Origin of the sequence: Streptomyces sp. NPDC087845, assembly GCF_044742755.1 — a bacterium.
Lineage (GTDB): Bacteria > Actinomycetota > Actinomycetes > Streptomycetales > Streptomycetaceae > Streptomyces.
The window spans coordinates 469,967-489,477 of the sequence record NZ_JBIUVC010000001.1 but is presented as its reverse complement, the minus strand read 5'-3'; the positions used below and the strand labels follow the sequence as shown (position 1 = coordinate 489,477).

Below are 19,511 nucleotides of genomic sequence, written 5' to 3'. Positions count from 1 at the left end.
ACGCCCTCGCGCTCTCCGAGCGCCCCGCCGGCCCGCGGGCTCAGACCGGCAGGCGCCGGAACAACGGGCGCGGCACATGCCGCAGTGCCGACATCACCACCCGCAGTGACCCCGGTACCCACACCGTCTCCGAACCCCGCCGAAGCCCCGTCACGACGGCTGCCGCGACCTCGTCCGGAGTCGTCGTGAGCGGCGGCGCCTCCAGCGGTGCCGCGGCGAACCGGGCCGCGGAGAGCCGGGCCTTCGCGCGCGGGGTCCCGGCCGCCGCCCCCGCCGCCGTTTCCGGCCGCGGGTTCCGGGGCCGTACGACTCCGGGGCGTACGACCATCACCTGCACCCCCGTGCCCTGGAGCGCGTCCCCCAGCCCCTGCGCGAACGCGTCCAGGCCCGCCTTGCTGGACCCGTAGATGAAGTCCGTGCGGCGGACACGTTCGCCGGCCACCGAGGAGAGCACCACCAGCGAGCCGTGGCCCTGCGCCTGGAGCGCGCCGGCGCACACCAGTCCGGCGGAGACGGCGCCCGTGTAGTTGGTCTGGGCGACCCGGACCGCGGAGAGCGGCTCCTCCTCGTCACGCCCCTGGTCGCCCGCGATGCCGAAGGCGAGGAGCACCACGTCGATGTCGCCCTCGGCGAAGACCTTTCCCAGAGCGGTCTCGTGGGACGCGGAGTCCAGGGCGTCGAAGTCGACCGTACGGACGTCGGCGCCGCGGGTGCGCAGTTCGGCGGCGGCCGAGTCGAGCGCGGGGGAGGGGCGGCCCGCCAGCCAGACCGTACGGGTACGGCGGGCGATCAGCCGGCGTGCGGTGGCGAGAGCGATCTCCGACGTGCCGCCGAGAACGAGCAGGGACTGCGGGGCACCGAAGGCGTCCTTCACGGAAACACTCCTTGCAGAGGAGAGGAGAGGAGAGGAGAGGAGAGGAGAGGAGAGGGGAGGAGAGCAGAGGAGAGGAGAGGAGAGGGGCGGGCAGGAGGTGACAGGTCACAGGGACAGGCGGCGTGACAGGTCTGAGCGGAATGCCCCGTTCGGGTCCAGCTCGGCGCGCAGCGCCCGGAACTCGGCCAGCCGCGGATACATCACGGCCAGCATCTCCGGCCGCAGCCGCGAGTCCTTCGCCAGGCAGACCCGGCCACCGGCCCCCGCCACCTCCTCGTCCAGCGAGTCCAGGAACCCGGCCAGGCCCGGCAGGGCGGCGGGCAGGTCGAGAGCGAGCGTCCAGCCGGGCATCGGGAACGACAGCCAGCCCGGGTCTCCCGTGCCGAACCGCTTGAGGACGGCGAGGGACGACGGGCAGCGCCGCTGCGAGATCAGGCGCACGATCCGGCGCAGCGCCTCCTCCTGACCGTGCCCGACGACGAACTGGTACCGCACGAATCCGCCGCGGCCGTGCATCCGGTTCCAGTGCGGAAGGCCGTCCAGGGGGTGGAAGAACGTGGAGAGCTTCTGGAGTTCGCCGATGCGGTACGCGGGAGCGCTGCGGTAGCGGAGCTCGTTGAGGAGGGCGACGGAGGCGCGGCCGAGCAGCCCTTCCGGTACGAAGGCGGGTGCGGACGGCAGCTGTCCCGGACGGAACGCCAGCGGTGTGCGCCGGGCGCGCGAGGGGAGCAGGTACCGGGGTACGTGCTCCCCTCGGGTGAGCACGGAACGCCCCGTGGCCCGGCCGCGGGCGAGGAGGTCGACCCAGGCGGCGGAGTAGCGGTAGCGGTGGTCTCCGGCGGAGAGCCTGGCCAGCAGGTCGTCCAGGTCCACGGTCCGTTCGGTGTCGACCGACATCCATGAGCTGGTGACGTGGTGGAGCCGCAGCGTGGCCGAGAGGATCACGCCCGTCAGCCCCAGTCCGCCCGTCGTCGCGTCGAAGAGCCCGGTGCCGGGCCGGACCGTACGGATCTCGCCGTCGGCGGTCAGCAGCTCCAGTTCCTGGACGTGCCGTGAGAAGGCGCCGGCGAAGTGGTGGTTGCGGCCGTGGACGTCGGCGCCGATCGCGCCGCCCACGGTGACATGACGGGTGGCCGGCGTGACGGGAACGAACCAGCCGAGCGGCAGCAGGACCTCCATCAGCCGGTGCAGGCTGACCCCGGCGTCGCAGACCACCAGGCCGGTCGCGGCGTCGATGGTGCGGATCCGGTTCAGCGCGGTCATGTCGAGCACGGAGCCGCCCGCGTTCTGCGCGGCGTCGCCGTGGGCCCGGCCGAGGCCCCGGGCGATGGAGCCGCGGGGCCCGCAGCCGCGTACCGTCGCCGCCGCCTCCTCGTAGGTATGGGGGCGGAAGCGCACGGCGGTCGTCGGAGCGGTACGGCCCCAGCCGGTCAGGGACACGGTGTCGACAGACATGATCGTGACCGTATCGCCCGAGAAAACCCTTTCGAGGCATTTGTTACAACACTCACCGATATGGGTGATTGAGGAAGTGTCAACTCGTACGGCGGTGACCGGGATTCGGTTTTCTGCGCCCGGGAGGGTAGTCGTACGTCATGGACTGGCTGAAAAACCTCCCCGTCATCGGGCCGCTCGTCTCCCGGCTGATGGCGACGCACACCTGGCGCTCGTACGAGACGCTGGAACGGGTCCACTGGAGCAGGCTCGCCGCCGCGATCACCTTCATCAGCTTCCTGGCGCTCTTCCCGCTGATCGCGGTCGGTGCGGCGATCGGTGCCACGCTGCTCTCCACGGAGCAGCTCCACAAGATCGAGAGCAAGGTCGCCGAGCAGGTGCCGGGCATCTCCGACCAGCTCGGCATCAGTGATCTGGTGGCCCACGCGGGCACGGTCGGGGTGGTCGCCGGTGCGCTGCTGCTCTTCACCGGCGTCGGCTGGATCGGTGCGATGCGGGGGTGCCTGCGCGCCGTGTGGGGCATGGACGACGTGGACCAGGGCAATCCCGTCATCCGCAAGCTCAAGGACGTCGGGCTGCTGCTCGGCCTGGGCGGGGCGGCGCTCGCGACTCTCGCCGTCTCCTCGGTCGGCTCCGTCGCCGTCGGCTGGACCGCCGGTCTGCTGGGCATCTCGGACCGCGGGGCGGGCGGTGTGGTGCTCCAGGTGGCCGCCCTGGTCGTGGCGGCCCTCGCCGACTTCCTGCTCCTGCTCTACCTGCTGACGCTGCTGCCCGGCGTCGAGCCCCCGCGACGCAGGCTGCTGGTCGCCGGGGCGATCGGCGCGGTCGGCTTCGAACTGCTCAAGCTGCTGCTCGGCAGCTACATGAGGAGCGTCGCGTCGAAGAGCATGTACGGCGCCTTCGGCGTGCCGGTCGCGCTGCTGCTGTGGATCAACTTCACGGCGAAGCTGCTGCTGTTCTGCGCCGCCTGGACGGCGACGCGGAGCGGCAGGGGCACCGGGAAGGAACCGGCGGCCGTCAGCGACGGGGGAGGCGGCGCACCAGGTCCGGCAGCGGCCAGCGCCGGTTGACCAGGAACACCCCGCCGGCCAGCAGTACCAGGACGCCCCCGGCGATCCCCAGCGCGATCCCGACGCCCCTGCCGCCCCCACCGGTCGCGGCGGCGGTCCGGGCGGTGGGCGAGGAGCCGTTGCCGCCGTCGCTCTTCCCGTTCGCCGCCGGCCCCTTCCCGCTTCCGCTGTCCGTTCCGGTACCGGCGGACCTCGGGGGCACCAGCTCGCCGACCGGGGTCACCTTGCCGCTCGCGTCGAAGCCCCAGTCGAGGAGGCTGGCGGCCTCCTTGTAGACGGCGTGCGGCTCTCCGGACGAGGGGTTCATGACGGTGACGAGCAGCACCTTGCCGTCGCGTTCGGCGACACCGGTGAAGGTGTTGCCCGCGTGGGTGGTGTAGCCGTTCTTGACGCCCGCGATGCCCTTGTACGGGTCGACGCCGTCCGCGCCGGTGAGCAGCCGGTTGGTGTTCTGGATCCCGAAGGTCTCGCGCTTCCCGTTCTTCTTCTCCGCACCGGGGAACTCCGCCTCGGCCGTCGAGCAGTACTCCCGGAAGTCCGCCTTCTGCAGACCGCTGCGGGCGAACAGCGTCAGGTCGTACGCGCTGGAGACCTGATCGGGCGCGTCGTACCCGTCGGGCGACACCACCTTCGTGTCGAGCGCCTGCAACTCCTCCGCGTGCGCCTGCATGTCGGCGACGGTCTTGGGGATGCCGCCGTACATCGAGGCCAGCACATGCACCGCGTCATTGCCCGAACGCAGGAACACCCCGAGCCACAGGTCGTGGACCGTGTAGCTGAGGTGCTCCTTGACGCCGACCAGGCTGCTGCCCTCGCCGAGATCCGCGAGGTCCTCGTCCTGCACCGTGTACGTCCGGGTCTTCGGCTGGAGACCGGGCATCACGGTGTCCGCGAAGAGCATCTTCAGGGTGGAGGCGGGGGGCAGCCGCCAGTGCGCGTTGTGCGAGGCGAGGACCTGGCCGCTCTCCGCGTCCGCGACGATCCAGGACCTGCCCGTGAGCTTCTCGGGCAGCACCGGGGCGCCGGCCCCCAGCTTGACCTGTGTGCCGGTCCGGCCCAGCAGTTCGCCACCGACCCGGGACATGCCGGCGGGCGGCTTCGGCCGGTTGTCGGAGGTGTCCTTGTCGACCGCCGATGCCGGAGTAACGACAAAAGTGGACAAAAAGGCAGTCGAGGCGATCGTCAATGCGATCTTTTTCAGAGCAGGCACGGTCGGAAACGTACAGGGCGAAGATGTGGTTGGGGACACGGATGGCCTGACCCGCCGTGCATGCCCCCGGGACAGCCCACCCCGGGCGACGCCGCCGGAGCGCGGCGGAGATACTGAATCCATGAAGCTCAGCCGCCCCGTCTCCTGGTTCCTGCTCGCTTTCGGGGTGTGGAGCTGGTTCATCTGGATCACTTTCGTCAAGAACCTGTGGAAGGACGGCAGCGGACTTGCCTTCGACGACGCGGGTGACCCGACTGCCTACTTCTGGGTGCATCTGCTGCTCGCCATCACGTCCTTTCTTCTGGGGACGGCCGTTGGTGTGATCGGGTTCCGTGGTGTCAGGGCTCTGCGCCGAGAGCGTGCCTGACAGACCGCACGACAGGTGGAGGAGTCGTACGTGGCAGTGGCCGGTCTCGCACTGACGGCGGTCGTGGTGCTCGCCCTGCTCGTCGGCGTGCACCGCTATCTGTGGCGCCGCTTCGTCGGCGACACCACGGCCGAGGGCAGCGCCCTGCGCAGAACCGGCACGGCGGCCGCGTACCTCCTGCCGCTGCTGAGCGTCGGCGCCCTCGTCTCCGGCCGTACGGGTGCGCCCTTCTGGCTCCAGCGGGCGCTGGCCTGGCCGGGCTATCTGTGGCTGGCCGCGCTGCTGTACCTGACGCTGGCCCTGCTGGTGGGCGAGGTGGTGCGGCCGATCCTGCGACGGGCACTCGCGCGCCGCGCGTGGGAGCCGCACCGGGCATACGGCACTTCAGCGACAGAAGCCCCCCAAACGCAGGCCGCGACAGTGGGCGCCGGCATCTCCGCCGCCACCGTCCCCGACGCTTCCGACGCCTCCACTGCCACGGGCGCCTCCGCTGCCACCACCACTGGCACCGCCACTTCCGCCTCCGACGCCGCCACTGCGGACACCTCCGCCGCCGACACCCTCCTCGCCGTCGCCCCCGCCGCGCACGGCCCCGCTGCCCCCACGCGCCGTCTCTTCGTCGCGCGGGCCGTCGGGGGCGCCGCCGCCGTCGCCGGGCTCGGCACGGTCGGCTACGGCACGTACGGCGTGCTGCGCGGGCCGCGGGTCAAGCGGATCACCGTGCCGCTCGCCAAGCTGCCCCGGTCCGCGCACGGCTTCCGGATCGCCGTCGTCAGCGACATCCACCTCGGCCCGATCCTCGGCCGCGCCCACACCCGGCGGATCGTCGACACCATCAACCGGACCCAGCCGGACCTGGTCGCCGTCGTGGGGGATCTCGTGGACGGCACGGTCGCCGACCTCGGGCCGGCCGCGGAGCCGCTCGCACTGCTGAGCGCCCGCCACGGCAGCTACTTCGTCACCGGGAATCACGAGTATTACTCCGGTGCCGCCCAATGGGTCGATCATGTGAAGGAATTGGGGCTTCACCCTCTGGAGAACGACCGGGTCGAGATCGGTGGATTCGATCTTGCGGGCGTCAATGACATCGCCGGGGAGAGCGAGGGGCAGGGGCCCGACTTCGACCGCGCGCTCGGTGACCGGGACCGTGCCCGCGCGGCCGTCCTCCTCGCCCACCAGCCCGTCGTCATCCACGACGCCGTCGCCCACGGCGTGGACCTCCAGCTCTCCGGCCACACCCACGGAGGTCAGCTCTGGCCGGGCAACTTCGTGGCCGAGCTCGCCAATCCCACGGTCGCCGGGCTCGACCGCTACGGCGACACCCAGCTCTACGTCTCGCGCGGCGCGGGCGCCTGGGGCCCGCCCGTCCGGGTCGGCGCACCCTCCGACATCACCGTCGTGGAGCTCGCGTCCCGGCAGGCCTGACATTCCGTCGATGGCCGGTTACAGACCCTGCGGATGACCCGAGGTTTCAAGTGCCCAACAAAAGGCTATGAGTCTTAGTTTTGCTCTTCCAGATGTGAAAATCGTGTGATTGGCTGAGCCGGGCATGCGGTGATGTGCGTATCTGTGCGCCACGCCGAGGTGGGGCTGGTAAGGGAGAGCACGGCAATGCGGTCGATCCGACTACGGATTCTCGCGATTCTCGCGGTTTTGGTCATCGCAGGCGTCGGCGCCTGGCAGCTGCTCCCCTCGGACGAGGTGAAGAGTGACCCGATCTCGGTCGGTACGACGGACGAGGTCACCTCGCTCGATCCGGCCGGTGCCTACGACGCCGGTTCCTGGGCGATGTACAGCAACATCTACCAGTCCCTTCTGACGTTCAAGTCCGGAGCGACCGTCCCCGAACCCGACGCCGCGGAGAGCTGCGGGTTCATCGGGCAGAAGCTCCAGACGTACCAGTGCAAGCTGCGCGACGACGTGTACTTCTCCAACGGCCGCAAGATCACCGCCGCGGATGTCAAGTACTCCATCGAGCGCATGATCAGTATCAAGACGGATGTCGGTCCCTGGGTGCTGTTCCCGAGCCTCAAGAACGTGGTGACCGAGGGCCGCACCATCACCTTCAACCTCTCCTCGCGCGACGCGACCTTCCCGCAGAAGCTCGCCACGGGAGCCGGTTCGATCGTCGACCGCGAGTCGTACCCCGCGAAGAAGCTCCGCACCGGGAACACGGTCGACGGCTCGGGTCCGTACATCCTGAAGTCGTACCGGCCCGGCGCCCTCGCCGAGTTCGTCCCCAACCCCCGGTACAAGGGCGCGCTGACGAAGACCGGTGTTCCGGTCACCGTGCACTACTACAAGGAGTCGGACCAGCTCCTCGCGGCCTGGGAGGCCGGACAACTCGACGTGTCGCACCGCCAGCTGCCGCCGGCCACGCTCAGCGAGCTGAACCCGGGCGACCCCGACCTGCGCGTCACCGAGGCCGACAGCGCCGAGATCCGCAACCTCGTCTTCAACGTCCGGGAGGGCGAACCCCTCGCCAACAAGAAGGTCCGGCAGGCCATCGCGTCGCTCATCGACCGCGGACCGCTGGTGACCGACATCTACAAGGGGACGGTCGAACCGCTCTACTCGCTGATCCCGCAGGGCTTCATCGGGCACAGCACGCCGTTCTTCGACGCCTACCCCTCGCCCGACCCCGCCCGCGCCAAGAAGCTGATGGAGGAGTCCGGCGTGCAGACGCCGCTGCCGATCACCTTCGCCTACCGCGGCGGCGACGAGGCGTACGCCAAGGAGTCCGCGGAGCTGCGCCACCAGCTGGAGGCGAACGGGCTGTTCAAGGTCTCGGTCAAGGCCGTCGACTGGAAGAAGTTCCAGAAGGAGTACGCGGCCGGCAAGTACGACGCGTACACCGTCGGCTGGCTCCCCGACTACCCGGACCCCGACACCTTCAGCCAGCCGCTGGTCGGCAGCAACAACAGCCTCCACAACGGCTACTCCAGCAAGAAGATGGACTCCCTGATCGCGTCCACGCTCCAGTACAGCGACCGCGGCCGTACCGCGGCGGACTACAAGGAGCTCCAGGCGCTCGTCGGCGAGGACGTGCCGCTGGTGCCGCTGTGGCAGAAGAAGGACTACGTCCTCAGCACGACCGAGGTCTCCGGTTCGCAGTACCTCTCGGACGGCACCGGAATCTGGCGGCTGTGGGAGCTGAAGCGGATCTGACGGACCGCCGCGCCGGATCCGGCGCGTACGACGGGATCTCGGGGGCGGTCGTCCCGGCACTGCCGGACGGCCGCCCCTTCCGTCCGGGACGACCTGCCCGGCTTCTCAGTCCTGGCCCCGGCCCCTCAGTCCTGGCCCCGGCTTCTCAGGCCCGGCGCTTCGCGGCGCCGGGGAGGAACTCCTCCAGCACCTCGTGGATCTGCCGCACCAGCGGTCGCAGCACCCGGAACCGGGAGAGTGCGATGGAGCGGGCACCGATCGGGGCGGCGCGCTCGACGAGGCGGCGGCTGCGCTCGGTGTGCTCGGTCCGGTCGTACACCCAGTAGAGCACCAGGCCCATCTGAAGCAGCCACATCAACTGCGGCAGCAATTCGGCCAGTTCCGGGTCGGTCTTGGTGTCGGAGCCGGCCAGGCAGCGCCGGTGGATGGAGATCGCCGCCTCGCGGGCCGCGACCGAATCCGCCGAGAACGGGCTGAGCGGGCTCTCCGGGTCGGCGGCGTTCTTGAAGAACTGGGCGGCGAAGCGGTGGTACGGCTCCGCCACGTCCAACCACGTGAGCAGGACCCCGCGCATCCGCACCGCGAGGTCCTTGTCACCGTCCAGGACCGGCTGCACCGCCGCTTCGTGTTCGGCGGCGAGCCGGTCGTAGAAGCCCTGGACGAGGTGTTCCTTGTTCGTGAAGTAGTAGTAGGCGTTCCCGACGGAGACGCCGGCCTCCTGGGCGATGGCCCGCATCGTCGTCTTGTCGTAGCCGCGTTCCTGGAAGAGCCGGAGCGCGGTTTCGAGGATGAGCGTGCGGGTCTGCTCGCTCTTGGGAGCCTTGGCTTCCTTCACGTCCTTCGCTTCCTTCACCACAGTCCCGAGGGTATCCGCCCCGGTCAGTCCCCGGATCCGGGGGCCGTACAGGCACCGTCCCCGTCCCCGCCGCCGCACGGCGTTGCGGTCAGCGAGCGGTACTTCGCGGCGGCGAGCACGGTGGCACGGGCGAACGGGCGGCCCGCCGGGGTGGTCAGCCAGTGCGACCTGGGCCGGTGGTCGGCCAGCGCCCAGAGGCAGACGATCCAGGCGGACGTCCCGCGGTAGATCTGCCCCCGGTCGCCGATCACCGTGATCTCGTCGAGCGTCCCGGCGTGGTCGAGCCCGGGGAAGCGGCGGCGCGCCTCCTCGGAAGCGGCCGGGACGAGGTCGAGCGGGACGAGCTGCCGCTGCTTCACCAGCCACTGGCGCAGATGGAAGCAGAGCGGGCACTGCGCGTCGTACAGCACCGTGAGCCGTTCGACGGACGCGTGCCGCCCGCCGGTTCCGGTCGCCATGGCGGGCTCAGGCCTTGGCGGCGGGTGCGGTCCACGGGCCGGTGCCCGGTGCCGTCCACCCCTGCGGCGGTACGGGCGGGGTCTGCTCACGCTCCATCAGACCGCGGCGGCGGATCTTGTTCAGCACATAGACGTTGCCGAGGTGCAGCACGCCGAGGACGAGCAGGACGACGCCGAGCTTCACCGAGAGCGCCTCGAAGAGTCCGCGGGCGTCGGTGACGCCGTCGTCGTTCCTCAGGTAGAGGGTGACGAAGCCCAGGTTGACCAGGTAGAAGCCGACCACCAGGAGGTGGTTGACGGCGTCGGCGAGCTTCTCGTTCCCGTGCAGGACATCGGCGAGGAACACCCTGCCGTTGCGGCTGAGCGTGCGCGCGACCCAGATGGTGAGCGCCACGCTGATCAGCAGGTAGATGACGTACGCGACCACAGTGAGATCCATGTCCCACCCTCCCTTGAACGCGTTCAAAAGCTGTTGTCGTGGACTGTAGACCCGACTTTGAACATGTTCAAGCCACTGCTCCGACGGCTCGCTCCGGCTGCCTGTCCGGGGCGCCGAAGCGCCGTACTCCCGGCACCGCGGCCGTCGCCAGGCAGGCGGCACCGACCGCCACCGCGGCTGCGGCCAGCGGGACTTCGGCGCCCCAGGCCGAGGCGGCGAGCGGGGCCAGGGCGTAGCCGAGCGGCATCGCGCCGAGGGAGAGCAGCCAGTCGTACGAGGTCACGCGGGCCAGTGCGTGCGCGGGTACGGCGGACTGGACCGAGGTCTCCCAGACCGGGTTGAGGAAACCGAGGCCCGCCTGGGCGAGGCCGTACGCGGCGATGGCCGGCGCGGCGGGCGCGTGGGCGGCGAGGAGGCCGAGGGGGAGCGCGTACGTGGCGAGGCCCAGGTTGGCGACCAGGACCGGGCGGCGGGGGCGGGCCCGGCCGGCCAGCAGGGAGCCGAGGAGCAGGCCGGCCGCGCCGGTCTGGAGCAGGGCGATCCAGACGCCCTTGCCGCCCGGTTCGTGGACGAAGAGCGCCGGACCCAGGGTCATCAGGACGGCCGCCGCGCCGTTCCACACCGCGTGGGCGATCAGGCTCGTCCAGTACCAGTCGCGGCCCCTGACCTCGCTCCAGCCCTCCTTGAGATCGGTGAACAGGGAGCGCCGGGGGATGGGCACATGGCCGACCTTCACGGCGGACAGCAGCGCCGCGCTCACCGCGAAGCTCGCACCGTCCAGCACGAAGGCCCAGCCCGGACCCGCCGTCAGGATCAGGGCCCCGGCGAGGGCCGGGCCGCCGAGCCGGGTCGCACTGTTGACCACCGCCATCAGGGAGTTGGCGCGCAGCAGCCCCGACTCCGCCACGGTGCCGCGGATCAGCGGGGAGACGGTCGGCATCGCGAACGCTCCGGCGGCGCCGCCGATCGCCTCGGCGACCGCGATCTGCCAGAGCGCGGGGGAGCCGCCGAGCAGTTCGGCGCCGACGAAGAGCTGGGTGGCGCACCGTACGAGGTCCGTGGTGAGCGCGACCGTACGGGCGTTGAAGCGGTCGCCCGCGACGCCGCCCAGTGGCAGCAGGAGCAGTTTGGGGACCATCGCGCAGCCGAGGACCAGTGCGAGTGCTCCGGTGGAACCGGTGGCCAGGTAGACGGCCAGCGAGAGGGCGGTGGGGATGGCGGCGTCGCCGAGGAGGGAGAGGGAGCGCCCGATGAAGAGCAGGCGGAAGGCGCGTGTGCGCAGGGGATGCGGCATGCGCGCAATCTATTTCGGTACCGAATTATTCGTCAACGAATTATTCGGCACCGAAACATCTTTGGTCGTCGGGCGTACGCTTTCCCCATGGAGCGACGCGACTGGACCGACGGACATGTGGAGCGCTGGAAGCCCGTCCTGCCCCACCTCGATCCCGACATCGAGGGCGCGGTGACCCGGATGACCAAACTCTCGGTCCACCTGCGCCGGGTGCGCGAACAGTCACTGGTCGACCTCGACCTGGACCGGCAGGAGTTCGACACGCTCCACAAGCTGGCCGGACGCGGCGGGAAGGCGGCCCCCTCCGAACTCGCCGCCGACCTCGACCTCGCGCCCGCCTCCGTCACCGGCCGGCTGGACGCCCTGGAGCGGCGCGGCTTCGTCCGCCGTACGCCGTCCCCCACCGACCGCCGGCGCGTCGACGTGGAACTCACCGACGACGGCCGCTCGACCTGGCGCGGGGCGATGGACATCGTCGGCAAGGAGGAGTACCGGCTGCTCGGCGTTCTCGACGCCGACGAACGCGGGCTGCTCAACGACATGCTGCGGCGCATCATGGTGGTCGCGGAGGACCGGGGCGGTGCCGGGTGGAACTGAGACGCGGGGGCCGGGCGCTCAGCCGGCCTCGCGGGCACCACCGGTCACGCCGCCGGGGTCCCTGACGGCGTAATCGGCAGACTCCGCCCGCAGTCCGTCCAGGTCCTGCGCCCGGATGCTGCCGAGCGTCTCGTTCCACCGCCCGGCCGCCTGCTCACACCGGGGCCCGGAAGCCGCGCCGCAGCGGTACACCCGCGAGCAGCGGGGCGAACGCGGCGACCGGCCGGAGCAGCCACCGACCCGGCGTACGCGTGGAGCCGGTCGCGGTCCGGCGCGACGGTCGTGACGGTGTGCCGGAGGCGGGCCTTCCCCGCGAGCCGTCAGATGCTCATCGAGCGGGCCGTGTTGATCTGGGCCATCACCATCGGGAAGGTCTCCGGGCCGGTCGCCGGGATCATCGTCGAGTGGTGCCGGCCGCCGCTGGTCACCGAGACCTGGATGTAGCCGGTCGTCTTCTTCTCCTTCATCAGGAGGAAGAGCAGACCGATCAGGCAGAGCAGTGCGAAGACGATCGCGAGCACGATCGCGACCGTCGGGATCTTCTCCTCGGTGCGCGACAGGTCCGTGGCCGTCCACACCGCACCCTTGAGCGGCATCGTGCCGGCCGGCGTCACGATCTGGTCGTTCATGACGGTGATGTCACCGAACGCCAGCATCGGCGCGCCCCCGCCGGGCGGCGGGCCCGGCTGCTGCGGGTAGCCGTAACCCGGCATCGTCGGCTGCCCCGCCTGCTCCTGGGGGTAGCCGTAGCCGGGGCCGGGCTGGGCCGCGGAGTCGGGCAGCTGCTGCGGGTAGCCGTAGGCCGGAGCGCCCGGACCGGGCTGCCCGTTCCCCTGGCCGTCCGCGACGGTGGGCGGATGGCCCGGCTGCTGGGGAGGCCCCCACTTGTATGAGTCGTCCGCGTACGGATTCGGATCGCTCAACGTTCCCCGCTCTCGATCAAGCCTGTGCGCCCCGCGCCTTGCTGCGCCGGAGGCGGCGAACCGGTGCCCGGTTCCGCATGACCGTACCGTCAACACCCGGGCGGCGCAGCAAGAGGCCCCGCTTCCCGCACGGTTCGTGCGGAAAACGGGACCTCTTGACGCGACCGGACGCGACCGGTGTGCGAGGGCGTCAGAAGCGGCGCGTGATCAGCGCCCGCTTGACCTCCTGGATCGCCTTGGTGACCTCGATGCCACGCGGGCAGGCGTCCGTGCAGTTGAAGGTGGTGCGGCAACGCCACACACCGTCGCGGTCGTTGAGGATCTCCAGGCGCTGCTCGCCGCCCTCGTCGCGCGAGTCGAAGATGAAACGGTGCGCGTTGACGATCGCCGCCGGGCCGAAGTACTGGCCGTCGTTCCAGAACACCGGGCACGAGGACGTGCACGCGGCACACAGGATGCACTTGGTGGTGTCGTCGAAGCGCTCGCGGTCCTCGGCGGACTGCAGGCGCTCACGGGTCGGCTCGTTCCCCTTGGTGATGAGGAAGGGCATGACATCGCGGTACGCCTGGAAGAACGGGTCCATGTCGACCACGAGGTCCTTGAGGACCGTGAGGCCCTTTATGGCCTCGACCGTGATCGGCTTCTCCGGGTTGATGTCCTTGATCAGCGTCTTGCAGGCGAGCCTGTTCTTGCCGTTGATCCGCATCGCGTCGGAGCCGCAGATGCCGTGCGCGCAGGAGCGGCGGAAGGTCAGCGTTCCGTCGATGTCCCACTTGATCTTGTGAAGGGCGTCGAGCACACGCTCCTTCGGGTCGATCGAGATCTGGAAGTCCTGCCACTGGGCCTCGTCGGAGACCTCGGGGTTGAACCGGCGGATCCGGAAGGTGGCCGTGATGTACGGGGAGTCGGCGAAGCCCGCCTCGGCCTGGCCGGCCTTCTCCATTGTCGGGGTAGCCATCAGTACTTACGCTCCATCGGCTGGTAGCGGGTCTGGACGACCGGCTTGTAGTCGAGCCGGATCGACTCGGTGCCGTCGGCCGCGACCTCGCGGTACGCCATGGTGTGGCGCATGAAGTTGACGTCGTCGCGGTTCGGGTAGTCCTCGCGGTAGTGACCGCCGCGGGACTCCTTGCGGGCCAGCGCGGAGGTCGCCATGACCTCGGCGAGGTCGAGCAGGTTGCCCAGCTCGATGGCCTCCAGAAGGTCCGTGTTGAACCGCTTGCCCTTGTCCTGGATGGACACGTTCAGGTAGCGCTTGCGCAGCTCGGCGATCTTGTCGACGGCCGTCTTGATGGTCTGCTCGGTACGGAACACCATCACGTTGGCGTCCATGCACTCCTGCAGCTCCAGACGGAGCGTGGCGACCCGCTCGGTGCCCGTCGAGTTGCGCAGCCGCTCGACCTGGTCCACGACCAGCTGCGCCGGGTTCTCGGGAAGCTCGACGAAGTCGTGCTTCGCGGAGTACTCGGCGGCGGCGATGCCCGACCGGCGTCCGAAGACGTTGATGTCGAGCAGCGAGTTGGTGCCCAGCCGGTTGGCGCCGTGCACGGAGACGCACGCGACCTCGCCGGCGGCGTACAGGCCCGGGACGACGGTGGTGTTGTCCGCCAGCACCTCGCCCTCGACGTTGGTCGGGATGCCGCCCATGGCGTAGTGCGCGGTCGGCTGGATCGGGATCGGGTCCGTGTACGGCTCGATACCGAGGTAGGTACGCGCGAACTCGGTGATGTCCGGGAGCTTGGCGTCCAGCTGCTCCGGCGGCAGGTGCGTGAGGTCGAGGTAGACGTGGTCGCCCTCGGGGCCGCAGCCGCGGCCCTCACGGATCTCCGTGTAGATGGAGCGGGAGACGACGTCGCGGGAGGCGAGGTCCTTCATGACGGGCGCGTACTTCTCCATGAAGCGCTCGCCGTCCTTGTTGCGGAGGATGCCGCCCTCACCGCGGGCGCCCTCCGTCAGCAGGATGCCCATGCGCCAGATGCCCGTCGGGTGGAACTGGAAGAACTCCATGTCCTCCAGCGGCAGCCCGCGGCGGTACGCGGCGGCCTGGCCGTCACCGGTCAGGGTGTGCGCGTTCGACGTCACCTTGAAGAACTTGCCGGTGCCGCCGGAGGCGAAGATGATCGCCTTCGCCTGGAAGACGTGGATCTCGCCGGTCGCCAGCTCGTACGCGACGACGCCCGCGGACTTCTTGACCCCGTCCACCTCCTGGAGCAGCAGGTCCAGGACGTAGAACTCGTTGAAGAACTCCACACCCTCCTTGACGCAGTTCTGGTACAGCGTCTGGAGGATCATGTGGCCGGTGCGGTCCGAGGCGTAGCAGGACCGGCGGACCGGGGCCTCGCCGTGGTTGCGGCTGTGGCCGCCGAAGCGGCGCTGGTCGATACGGCCCTCGGGCGTGCGGTTGAACGGCAGGCCCATCTTCTCCAGGTCGAGGACGGAGTCGATGGCCTCCTTCGCCAGGATCTCGGCGGCGTCCTGGTCGACCAGGTAGTCGCCGCCCTTGATCGTGTCGAAGGTGTGCCACTCCCAGTTGTCCTCTTCCACGTTGGCGAGCGCGGCGGCCATGCCGCCCTGCGCGGCGCCCGTGTGGGAGCGGGTCGGGTAGAGCTTCGTGAGCACGGCGGTACGGCTGCGCTTCGTGGACTCGATGGCCGCGCGCATGCCGGCGCCGCCGGCGCCGACGATGACGGTGTCGTACTTGTGGATCTGCATGATTTCCTCTGGTCCCTCTGGCCCGGCGCCTAGCGGATGTTCGGGTCGAAGGTGAAGATCACCAGCGTGCCCAGCAGGACGGTGAACACCGTGGCGGTGTACAGCAGCATCTTCAGCCAGAAGCGGGTGTTGTCCCGTTCGGCGTAGTCGTTGATGACCGTACGGAGGCCGTTGGCGCCGTGCAGCATGGCCAGCCACAGCATCGCCAGGTCCCAGACCTGCCAGAACGGCGAGGCCCAGCGGCCGGCCACGAAGGCGAAGCCGATCTTGGAGACGCCGCCGTCCAGCACGAGCTGGATCAGCAGGTGGCCCAGGACCAGGACGACCAGGACGATGCCCGACAGGCGCATGAAGAGCCAGGCGTACATCTCGAAATTGGTGCGCGAACCCTTGGGGGTCTTGGCCGTCCGCTTGCGCGGCGGCTCGATGACCGGGGCCGGGTGGTCGACGTCGTAGAGGCTTACGCCCTCGACGGAGCCGATCGCGGCGGAGGACTCGGTGGACATTGGCCTCAGCTCCCGAAGACTTCGCGTACGGCGTGGCCGAGGACGGGGTACAGGGCCCCGACCATCAGCACGACCCAGACACCCACGACGGACCAGAGCATCTGCTTCTGGTAGCGCGGGCCCTTGGCCCAGAAGTCCACGGCGACGATACGAAGACCGTTCAGCGCGTGGAAGAGAATGGCGGCCACCAGGCCGTATTCGAGGAGCGCGACGATCGGCGTCTTGTACGTGGCCACGACATCGTCGTACGCCTCGGGGGAAACGCGGACGAGAGCGGTGTCCAGGACATGTACGAACAGGAAGAAGAAAATGAGGACACCGGTGACTCGATGAGCCACCCAGGACCACATGCCTTCCCGGCCGCGGTACAGCGTTCCAGCCGGCACGGAAGAACCCTCCGGGAGCGGGGATTGGGGCCGGCCGGCTTGACTGTCGGTCTGACCCGGCCGGGTACGGTCCACCGGCCCCGGCCATCGTAGCGACGCTTTGTCGGTTCGTTCGCGCGGGGGCCTCTGGTGTGATCAAAGTGGCAATCAAACAGCCACGGACGGACTAGAACGGGCCACTGAACACCACGGACCGATCCCATTCCGTTATGAACCCGATATCAGCCCGATGATGCGGCCCCGGGCGAGTCGCCGCATCTCCTCCGCCGCGACCACCCGCTCCTGGTCGGGGTCATGGCCCAGTCTGGCCCGGATCCCGGCGAGCACCTGGTCCGGCTGCTCGGCGGGCTCGAAGCCGTCCAGGCAGATCACGAAGACATGGCCGAAGCGGCACTCGTAAGCGGCGTGCGCGGCCCGCAGCGCGAGATGGGCGGAGTGCGGCGCGGCGTGGTGCAGCCCGGGGGAGACCTCTGCGGCGAGCGCCTCGGCGAGGTCCGCGGGGGGCAGGTCGTAGCCTGCCTCGTCGGCGGCGGCCAGCAGCGCGTCCAGGTCGGGGTACGGGCGGTGGGCGGCCAGCCGCTGCGCCCAGCGGCGGCTGCCGGAGCACTCCAGCAGGGCGGCCTCGGCCTCGGCGGGCGGCGCGGTGTTGAAGCGGTCGAGGCCCGGGAGGCCGGTCCGGCCCTGCGCCGGTCCGGAATTCCGGACGGGTGCGGCCGTCCGGGGGGCCGGGGGCCGCAGCCGCTTCGGGAGGCCGGCGTGGGACTCGCTGGACCTGGACAGCGTGGGCTCCTCGAATCAGCGGCATCCGTGAGCCCGCAGCCCGGAGTGGGGCGGGACGGCTGGATCTGGGCGGATGCAGGGTGAAGGGAGATTTACAGAGTGAAAGGAGATGTGCAGGGTGAAGGGAGTGACGAATGTGCCTCAAAGGTAGCGAGGCCGGGCAACGGCCGTCCGACGGATGAGCGAACTTCACCCGGACGGGAGAGTTTCGGAACGGCTGAGGGACCGTGGGTCGAGGAGAATGCCCGGCTGACTCCCTCTTTCGCCTCCTTCGGTCCTGCTGTTCTTGTCTTGCTTATTCTCAGTTTTCTGCCCAGCTTTCTGCCCATTTTTCTGCTCGTATCGGAGGTCTCTGACCGATGTCGCCCTCACGTGGCGCTCTTGTGACCGGTGCGGTGCTCACCGCGGCGGCCGCCGCGACGATCGCCGTCGTCGTCTGGCCGGAGAGCTCCGACAGCGGACTCGCGGGGGAGTCGGGGGCCCGTACCCCCTCGGGCTCCTCGGCCGCCCCCTCGCCGACCCGGAGCTACCCGCTCTCCACCCCGCCCCGCACCATCCCCGCCGTGCGCGAGCACATCGCCGCCCGCGGCCCCGGCTGGCGGCCCGGCCCGTCCACCGGGGTCGTCGTCGCCCACGGCAGCGGGACGCTCGCGGACGAGGGCAAGCTGCTCGCCCAGGAGCTGAGGATCCAGTACCGGGGCGACGTCCCCGCCCGCGCGGGCGACGTGGAACTGGCCCTCACCCCGGGCCGGGGCACCCCCGAGTCGTACACCCTCAAGGCCCAGGGGGGACGGGTCACGATCAGCGGACCCGACCAGGCCGGTGTCTTCTACGGAACCCGCACGCTGAAGCAGTCGGTGCGCGCCGACGGCGGCATGCCCGAGGGCGAGGTGCGCGACCGCCCCGACCGGCCGCAGCGCGGCCTCAACCTCGACATCGCGCGCAAGTACTACACCGCCGCGTGGATCGAGGACCGGCTGCGCGAGATGGCCGACCTGAAGCTCAACCAGCTCGGCCTGCACTTCTCCGACGACCAGGCCTTCCGCATCCAGTCCGACACCCACCCCGAGGTGGTGTCGCCGCAGCACCTCACCAAGGCGGAGGTGCGCTCGATCCTCGGCCTGGCCGGCCGGCTGCACATCGAGGTCGTCCCCGAGATCGACTCCCCCGGCCATCTGGGCGCGGTCCTGCGGGCCCACCCCGACCTCCAGCTGCGCAATGTGTCGGGGGTCCGCTCGCCCGGATCGCTCGACATCTCCGACCCGGGGGCGGCGAAGCTCGTCGACGAACTCCTCGGCGAGTTCACCGAGCTGTTCGGCGGCCGCTACTGGCATCTCGGCGCCGACGAGTACCTCGCGCTGATGGCACGGGACCCCGCCGCCTCGTACCCGCAGCTGCAACGCGCCGCCCAGCAGAAATACGGACCGCAGGCCGGCATCAAGGACCTCGCCACCGGCTGGCTCAACGACCGCGCGGCGGTGGTGCGCCCGCACGGCAAGCAGCCCAAGGCGTGGAACGACGGCTTCTTCCGCGACGGCGTCGTCCACGCCGACAAGGACATCGAGGTCGAGTACTGGACGGGCAAGGAATACGGTGCCCGGCCGCCGGAGGAGTATCTGCGCGAGGGGCGGCGCGTGGTGAACCTCAACGACGAGTTCCTCTATTACGTACTCGGCCAGCCCAACAACTTCGTCTATCCCACGGGCAAGCGGATCTACGAGCAGTGGACCCCGCTCGTTCTGCGCGGCACCCAGCCGGTCCCGGCGAGCTACTCCGGCCAGATCCTCGGCGGCCGGTTCGCGGTCTGGGGCGACCTCCCGCAGGCGCAGACCCCGGCGCAGGTGGCGCAGGGCATCCGGATGCCGCTGCGGGCAACCGCCCAGAAGCTGTGGGACCCGCGCAAGCCGGCGCTGAGCTGGGACCGGTTCCAGGCGCTGGCCGGGCAGATCGACGGGGTGGGCTGAGCGGGGGCGGGCGGGGCTCCCCGCGGGCGTCGCGGCGCGGCGGGCGGCGGGCGGCGGGCGGCGCGGCGGGCCGGGGCCGCGTTCGCCTGCCGCGCGTTGCGGGGAGCGCGCTCTCCTCCGGGGAGGAGACGGTGCGGCGCTGTCGCGAGGCCGATCAGAAGGGCGTCGGCCCCCTGCTCGCCGGGGAGTCGCGCCGGCAGATCCGGATCCTGGAGATGTCTGGCGGAGACCGCGGATGCCTCGGCGGGCGCCAGAAGCTCGACGTGTCGGCCGAGGGCCGGCGGGTGCTGCGCACGGCTGCCTCGCGCCGGGCGCGCGGGCGCGGGCGCGGAGCAGGCGGCCGGACGGAGAGAGCCGGGAAATGGAACGACGACCGGGGCCGCCACCCCCCACAGGAGAGGCCCCGGTCGTCTTCCGCGGGGCCGTAGGACGACCCCGTACTCTTCTCAGCG

Annotated in this window: 19 protein-coding genes; 6 read left to right on the top strand and 13 right to left on the bottom strand. The window is 70.4% G+C overall.

Annotated features, from left to right (window positions below):
- Positions 1-40: 40 nt before the first annotated feature.
- Together ACIOMQ_RS02180 and ACIOMQ_RS02175 are read right to left on the bottom strand one after the other, a co-directional pair.
- A complete protein-coding gene (locus ACIOMQ_RS02180; protein ID WP_402187615.1) occupies positions 41-874 on the bottom strand; it encodes a decaprenylphospho-beta-D-erythro-pentofuranosid-2-ulose 2-reductase in 834 nt (277 codons plus the stop codon).
- A 105-nt stretch (positions 875-979) separates the two neighbouring features.
- Positions 980-2,329, bottom strand: a complete 1,350-nt coding sequence (locus tag ACIOMQ_RS02175) for an FAD-binding oxidoreductase (protein ID WP_362208086.1) — start codon at positions 2,327-2,329, stop codon at positions 980-982.
- Between the two features lie 140 nt (positions 2,330-2,469).
- Here ACIOMQ_RS02175 and ACIOMQ_RS02170 point away from each other — a divergent pair, with 140 nt between their 5' ends.
- Positions 2,470-3,399 carry a YihY/virulence factor BrkB family protein gene (locus ACIOMQ_RS02170; protein ID WP_401263354.1) on the top strand — a complete coding sequence of 310 codons (930 nt, stop codon included), beginning with the start codon at positions 2,470-2,472 and terminating at the stop codon, positions 3,397-3,399.
- Here the strand turns inward: ACIOMQ_RS02170 and ACIOMQ_RS02165 are convergent.
- On the bottom strand, positions 3,347-4,609 hold the full coding sequence (locus tag ACIOMQ_RS02165; protein ID WP_362208091.1) for a D-alanyl-D-alanine carboxypeptidase: 1,263 nt from the start codon (positions 4,607-4,609) through the stop codon (positions 3,347-3,349). The two genes, ACIOMQ_RS02170 and ACIOMQ_RS02165, sit on opposite strands and share 53 nt — an antisense overlap.
- Before the next feature lie 121 nt (positions 4,610-4,730).
- Here ACIOMQ_RS02165 and ACIOMQ_RS02160 point away from each other — a divergent pair, with 121 nt between their 5' ends.
- The 3 genes from ACIOMQ_RS02160 to ACIOMQ_RS02150 all read left to right on the top strand — a co-directional run bounded on the left by ACIOMQ_RS02160 (position 4,731) and on the right by ACIOMQ_RS02150 (position 8,144).
- Entirely contained in the window at positions 4,731-4,976 is a 246-nt protein-coding gene (locus tag ACIOMQ_RS02160) for an SCO4848 family membrane protein (RefSeq protein WP_093549020.1), read from the top strand.
- 30 nt (positions 4,977-5,006) lie between these two features.
- The gene (locus tag ACIOMQ_RS02155) at positions 5,007-6,401 is read left to right on the top strand and encodes a metallophosphoesterase (protein WP_402187612.1); all 1,395 of its coding nucleotides are present in this window, start codon (positions 5,007-5,009) and stop codon (positions 6,399-6,401) included.
- A gap of 186 nt (positions 6,402-6,587) precedes the next feature.
- Positions 6,588-8,144, top strand: coding sequence for an ABC transporter substrate-binding protein (locus ACIOMQ_RS02150; protein ID WP_401263359.1), 1,557 nt, complete (start codon positions 6,588-6,590; stop codon positions 8,142-8,144).
- A gap of 145 nt (positions 8,145-8,289) precedes the next feature.
- Here the strand turns inward: ACIOMQ_RS02150 and ACIOMQ_RS02145 are convergent, their stop codons facing one another.
- The 4 genes from ACIOMQ_RS02145 to ACIOMQ_RS02130 form a co-directional block, all read right to left on the bottom strand.
- A complete protein-coding gene (locus ACIOMQ_RS02145) occupies positions 8,290-9,000 on the bottom strand; it encodes a TetR family transcriptional regulator (protein WP_402127510.1) in 711 nt (236 codons plus the stop codon).
- Between the two features lie 23 nt (positions 9,001-9,023).
- Positions 9,024-9,458 (bottom strand): thiol-disulfide oxidoreductase DCC family protein, encoded by a 435-nt coding sequence (locus ACIOMQ_RS02140; RefSeq protein ID WP_402187609.1) that lies wholly within the window; start codon positions 9,456-9,458, stop codon positions 9,024-9,026.
- Positions 9,459-9,465: 7 nt separating this feature from the next.
- Positions 9,466-9,897, bottom strand: coding sequence for a hypothetical protein (locus ACIOMQ_RS02135; protein WP_362208106.1), 432 nt, complete (start codon positions 9,895-9,897; stop codon positions 9,466-9,468).
- A gap of 67 nt (positions 9,898-9,964) precedes the next feature.
- Positions 9,965-11,191 carry an MFS transporter gene (locus tag ACIOMQ_RS02130; RefSeq protein ID WP_362208109.1) on the bottom strand — a complete coding sequence of 409 codons (1,227 nt, stop codon included), beginning with the start codon at positions 11,189-11,191 and terminating at the stop codon, positions 9,965-9,967.
- Positions 11,192-11,278: 87 nt separating this feature from the next.
- On the opposite strand from ACIOMQ_RS02130, the gene ACIOMQ_RS02125 reads away from it, so the two are divergent.
- Complete coding sequence (locus tag ACIOMQ_RS02125) at positions 11,279-11,788, top strand: MarR family winged helix-turn-helix transcriptional regulator (RefSeq protein ID WP_401263364.1); 510 nt, start codon at positions 11,279-11,281, stop codon at positions 11,786-11,788.
- 320 nt (positions 11,789-12,108) lie between these two features.
- Here the strand turns inward: ACIOMQ_RS02125 and ACIOMQ_RS02120 are convergent, their stop codons facing one another.
- The 6 genes from ACIOMQ_RS02120 to ACIOMQ_RS02095 all read right to left on the bottom strand — a co-directional run bounded on the left by ACIOMQ_RS02120 (position 12,109) and on the right by ACIOMQ_RS02095 (position 17,053).
- Positions 12,109-12,711, bottom strand: a complete 603-nt coding sequence (locus ACIOMQ_RS02120; protein WP_362208114.1) for a hypothetical protein — start codon at positions 12,709-12,711, stop codon at positions 12,109-12,111.
- A gap of 190 nt (positions 12,712-12,901) precedes the next feature.
- Entirely contained in the window at positions 12,902-13,669 is a 768-nt protein-coding gene (locus tag ACIOMQ_RS02115) for a succinate dehydrogenase iron-sulfur subunit (protein WP_362208116.1), read from the bottom strand.
- Positions 13,669-15,423, bottom strand: a complete 1,755-nt coding sequence (sdhA, locus tag ACIOMQ_RS02110; protein ID WP_362208119.1) for a succinate dehydrogenase flavoprotein subunit — start codon at positions 15,421-15,423, stop codon at positions 13,669-13,671. The genes ACIOMQ_RS02115 and sdhA overlap by 1 nt, the downstream gene beginning before the upstream one ends.
- Positions 15,424-15,452: 29 nt before the next feature.
- Positions 15,453-15,929 carry a succinate dehydrogenase hydrophobic membrane anchor subunit gene (locus tag ACIOMQ_RS02105; protein ID WP_362208122.1) on the bottom strand — a complete coding sequence of 159 codons (477 nt, stop codon included), beginning with the start codon at positions 15,927-15,929 and terminating at the stop codon, positions 15,453-15,455.
- A gap of 5 nt (positions 15,930-15,934) precedes the next feature.
- Positions 15,935-16,315, bottom strand: coding sequence for a succinate dehydrogenase, cytochrome b556 subunit (sdhC, locus tag ACIOMQ_RS02100; RefSeq protein WP_093900148.1), 381 nt, complete (start codon positions 16,313-16,315; stop codon positions 15,935-15,937).
- Positions 16,316-16,522: 207 nt separating this feature from the next.
- The gene (locus ACIOMQ_RS02095; protein ID WP_362208182.1) at positions 16,523-17,053 is read right to left on the bottom strand and encodes a 2-oxo-4-hydroxy-4-carboxy-5-ureidoimidazoline decarboxylase; all 531 of its coding nucleotides are present in this window, start codon (positions 17,051-17,053) and stop codon (positions 16,523-16,525) included.
- A gap of 401 nt (positions 17,054-17,454) precedes the next feature.
- Here ACIOMQ_RS02095 and ACIOMQ_RS02090 point away from each other — a divergent pair, with 401 nt between their 5' ends.
- Positions 17,455-19,059 carry a glycoside hydrolase family 20 protein gene (locus ACIOMQ_RS02090; RefSeq protein ID WP_362208126.1) on the top strand — a complete coding sequence of 535 codons (1,605 nt, stop codon included), beginning with the start codon at positions 17,455-17,457 and terminating at the stop codon, positions 19,057-19,059.
- Positions 19,060-19,511 lie beyond the last annotated feature (452 nt).

Excerpts from the sequence above, each read along its gene's own strand:
- ACIOMQ_RS02150 (WP_401263359.1), top strand. The coding sequence starts at position 6,588 with ATGCGGTCGATCCGACTACGGATTCTCGCGATTCTCGCGGTTTTGGTC.
- ACIOMQ_RS02105 (WP_362208122.1), bottom strand. The coding sequence starts at position 15,929 with ATGTCCACCGAGTCCTCCGCCGCGATCGGCTCCGTCGAGGGCGTAAGC.
- ACIOMQ_RS02135 (WP_362208106.1), bottom strand. The coding sequence starts at position 9,897 with ATGGATCTCACTGTGGTCGCGTACGTCATCTACCTGCTGATCAGCGTG.
- ACIOMQ_RS02090 (WP_362208126.1), top strand. The coding sequence starts at position 17,455 with ATGTCGCCCTCACGTGGCGCTCTTGTGACCGGTGCGGTGCTCACCGCG.
- ACIOMQ_RS02170 (WP_401263354.1), top strand. The coding sequence starts at position 2,470 with ATGGACTGGCTGAAAAACCTCCCCGTCATCGGGCCGCTCGTCTCCCGG.
- sdhA (WP_362208119.1), bottom strand. The coding sequence starts at position 15,423 with ATGCAGATCCACAAGTACGACACCGTCATCGTCGGCGCCGGCGGCGCC.
- ACIOMQ_RS02125 (WP_401263364.1), top strand. The coding sequence starts at position 11,279 with ATGGAGCGACGCGACTGGACCGACGGACATGTGGAGCGCTGGAAGCCC.
- ACIOMQ_RS02160 (WP_093549020.1), top strand. The coding sequence starts at position 4,731 with ATGAAGCTCAGCCGCCCCGTCTCCTGGTTCCTGCTCGCTTTCGGGGTG.
- ACIOMQ_RS02130 (WP_362208109.1), bottom strand. The coding sequence starts at position 11,191 with ATGCCGCATCCCCTGCGCACACGCGCCTTCCGCCTGCTCTTCATCGGG.
- ACIOMQ_RS02175 (WP_362208086.1), bottom strand. The coding sequence starts at position 2,329 with ATGTCTGTCGACACCGTGTCCCTGACCGGCTGGGGCCGTACCGCTCCG.
- ACIOMQ_RS02140 (WP_402187609.1), bottom strand. The coding sequence starts at position 9,458 with ATGGCGACCGGAACCGGCGGGCGGCACGCGTCCGTCGAACGGCTCACG.
- ACIOMQ_RS02115 (WP_362208116.1), bottom strand. The coding sequence starts at position 13,669 with ATGGCTACCCCGACAATGGAGAAGGCCGGCCAGGCCGAGGCGGGCTTC.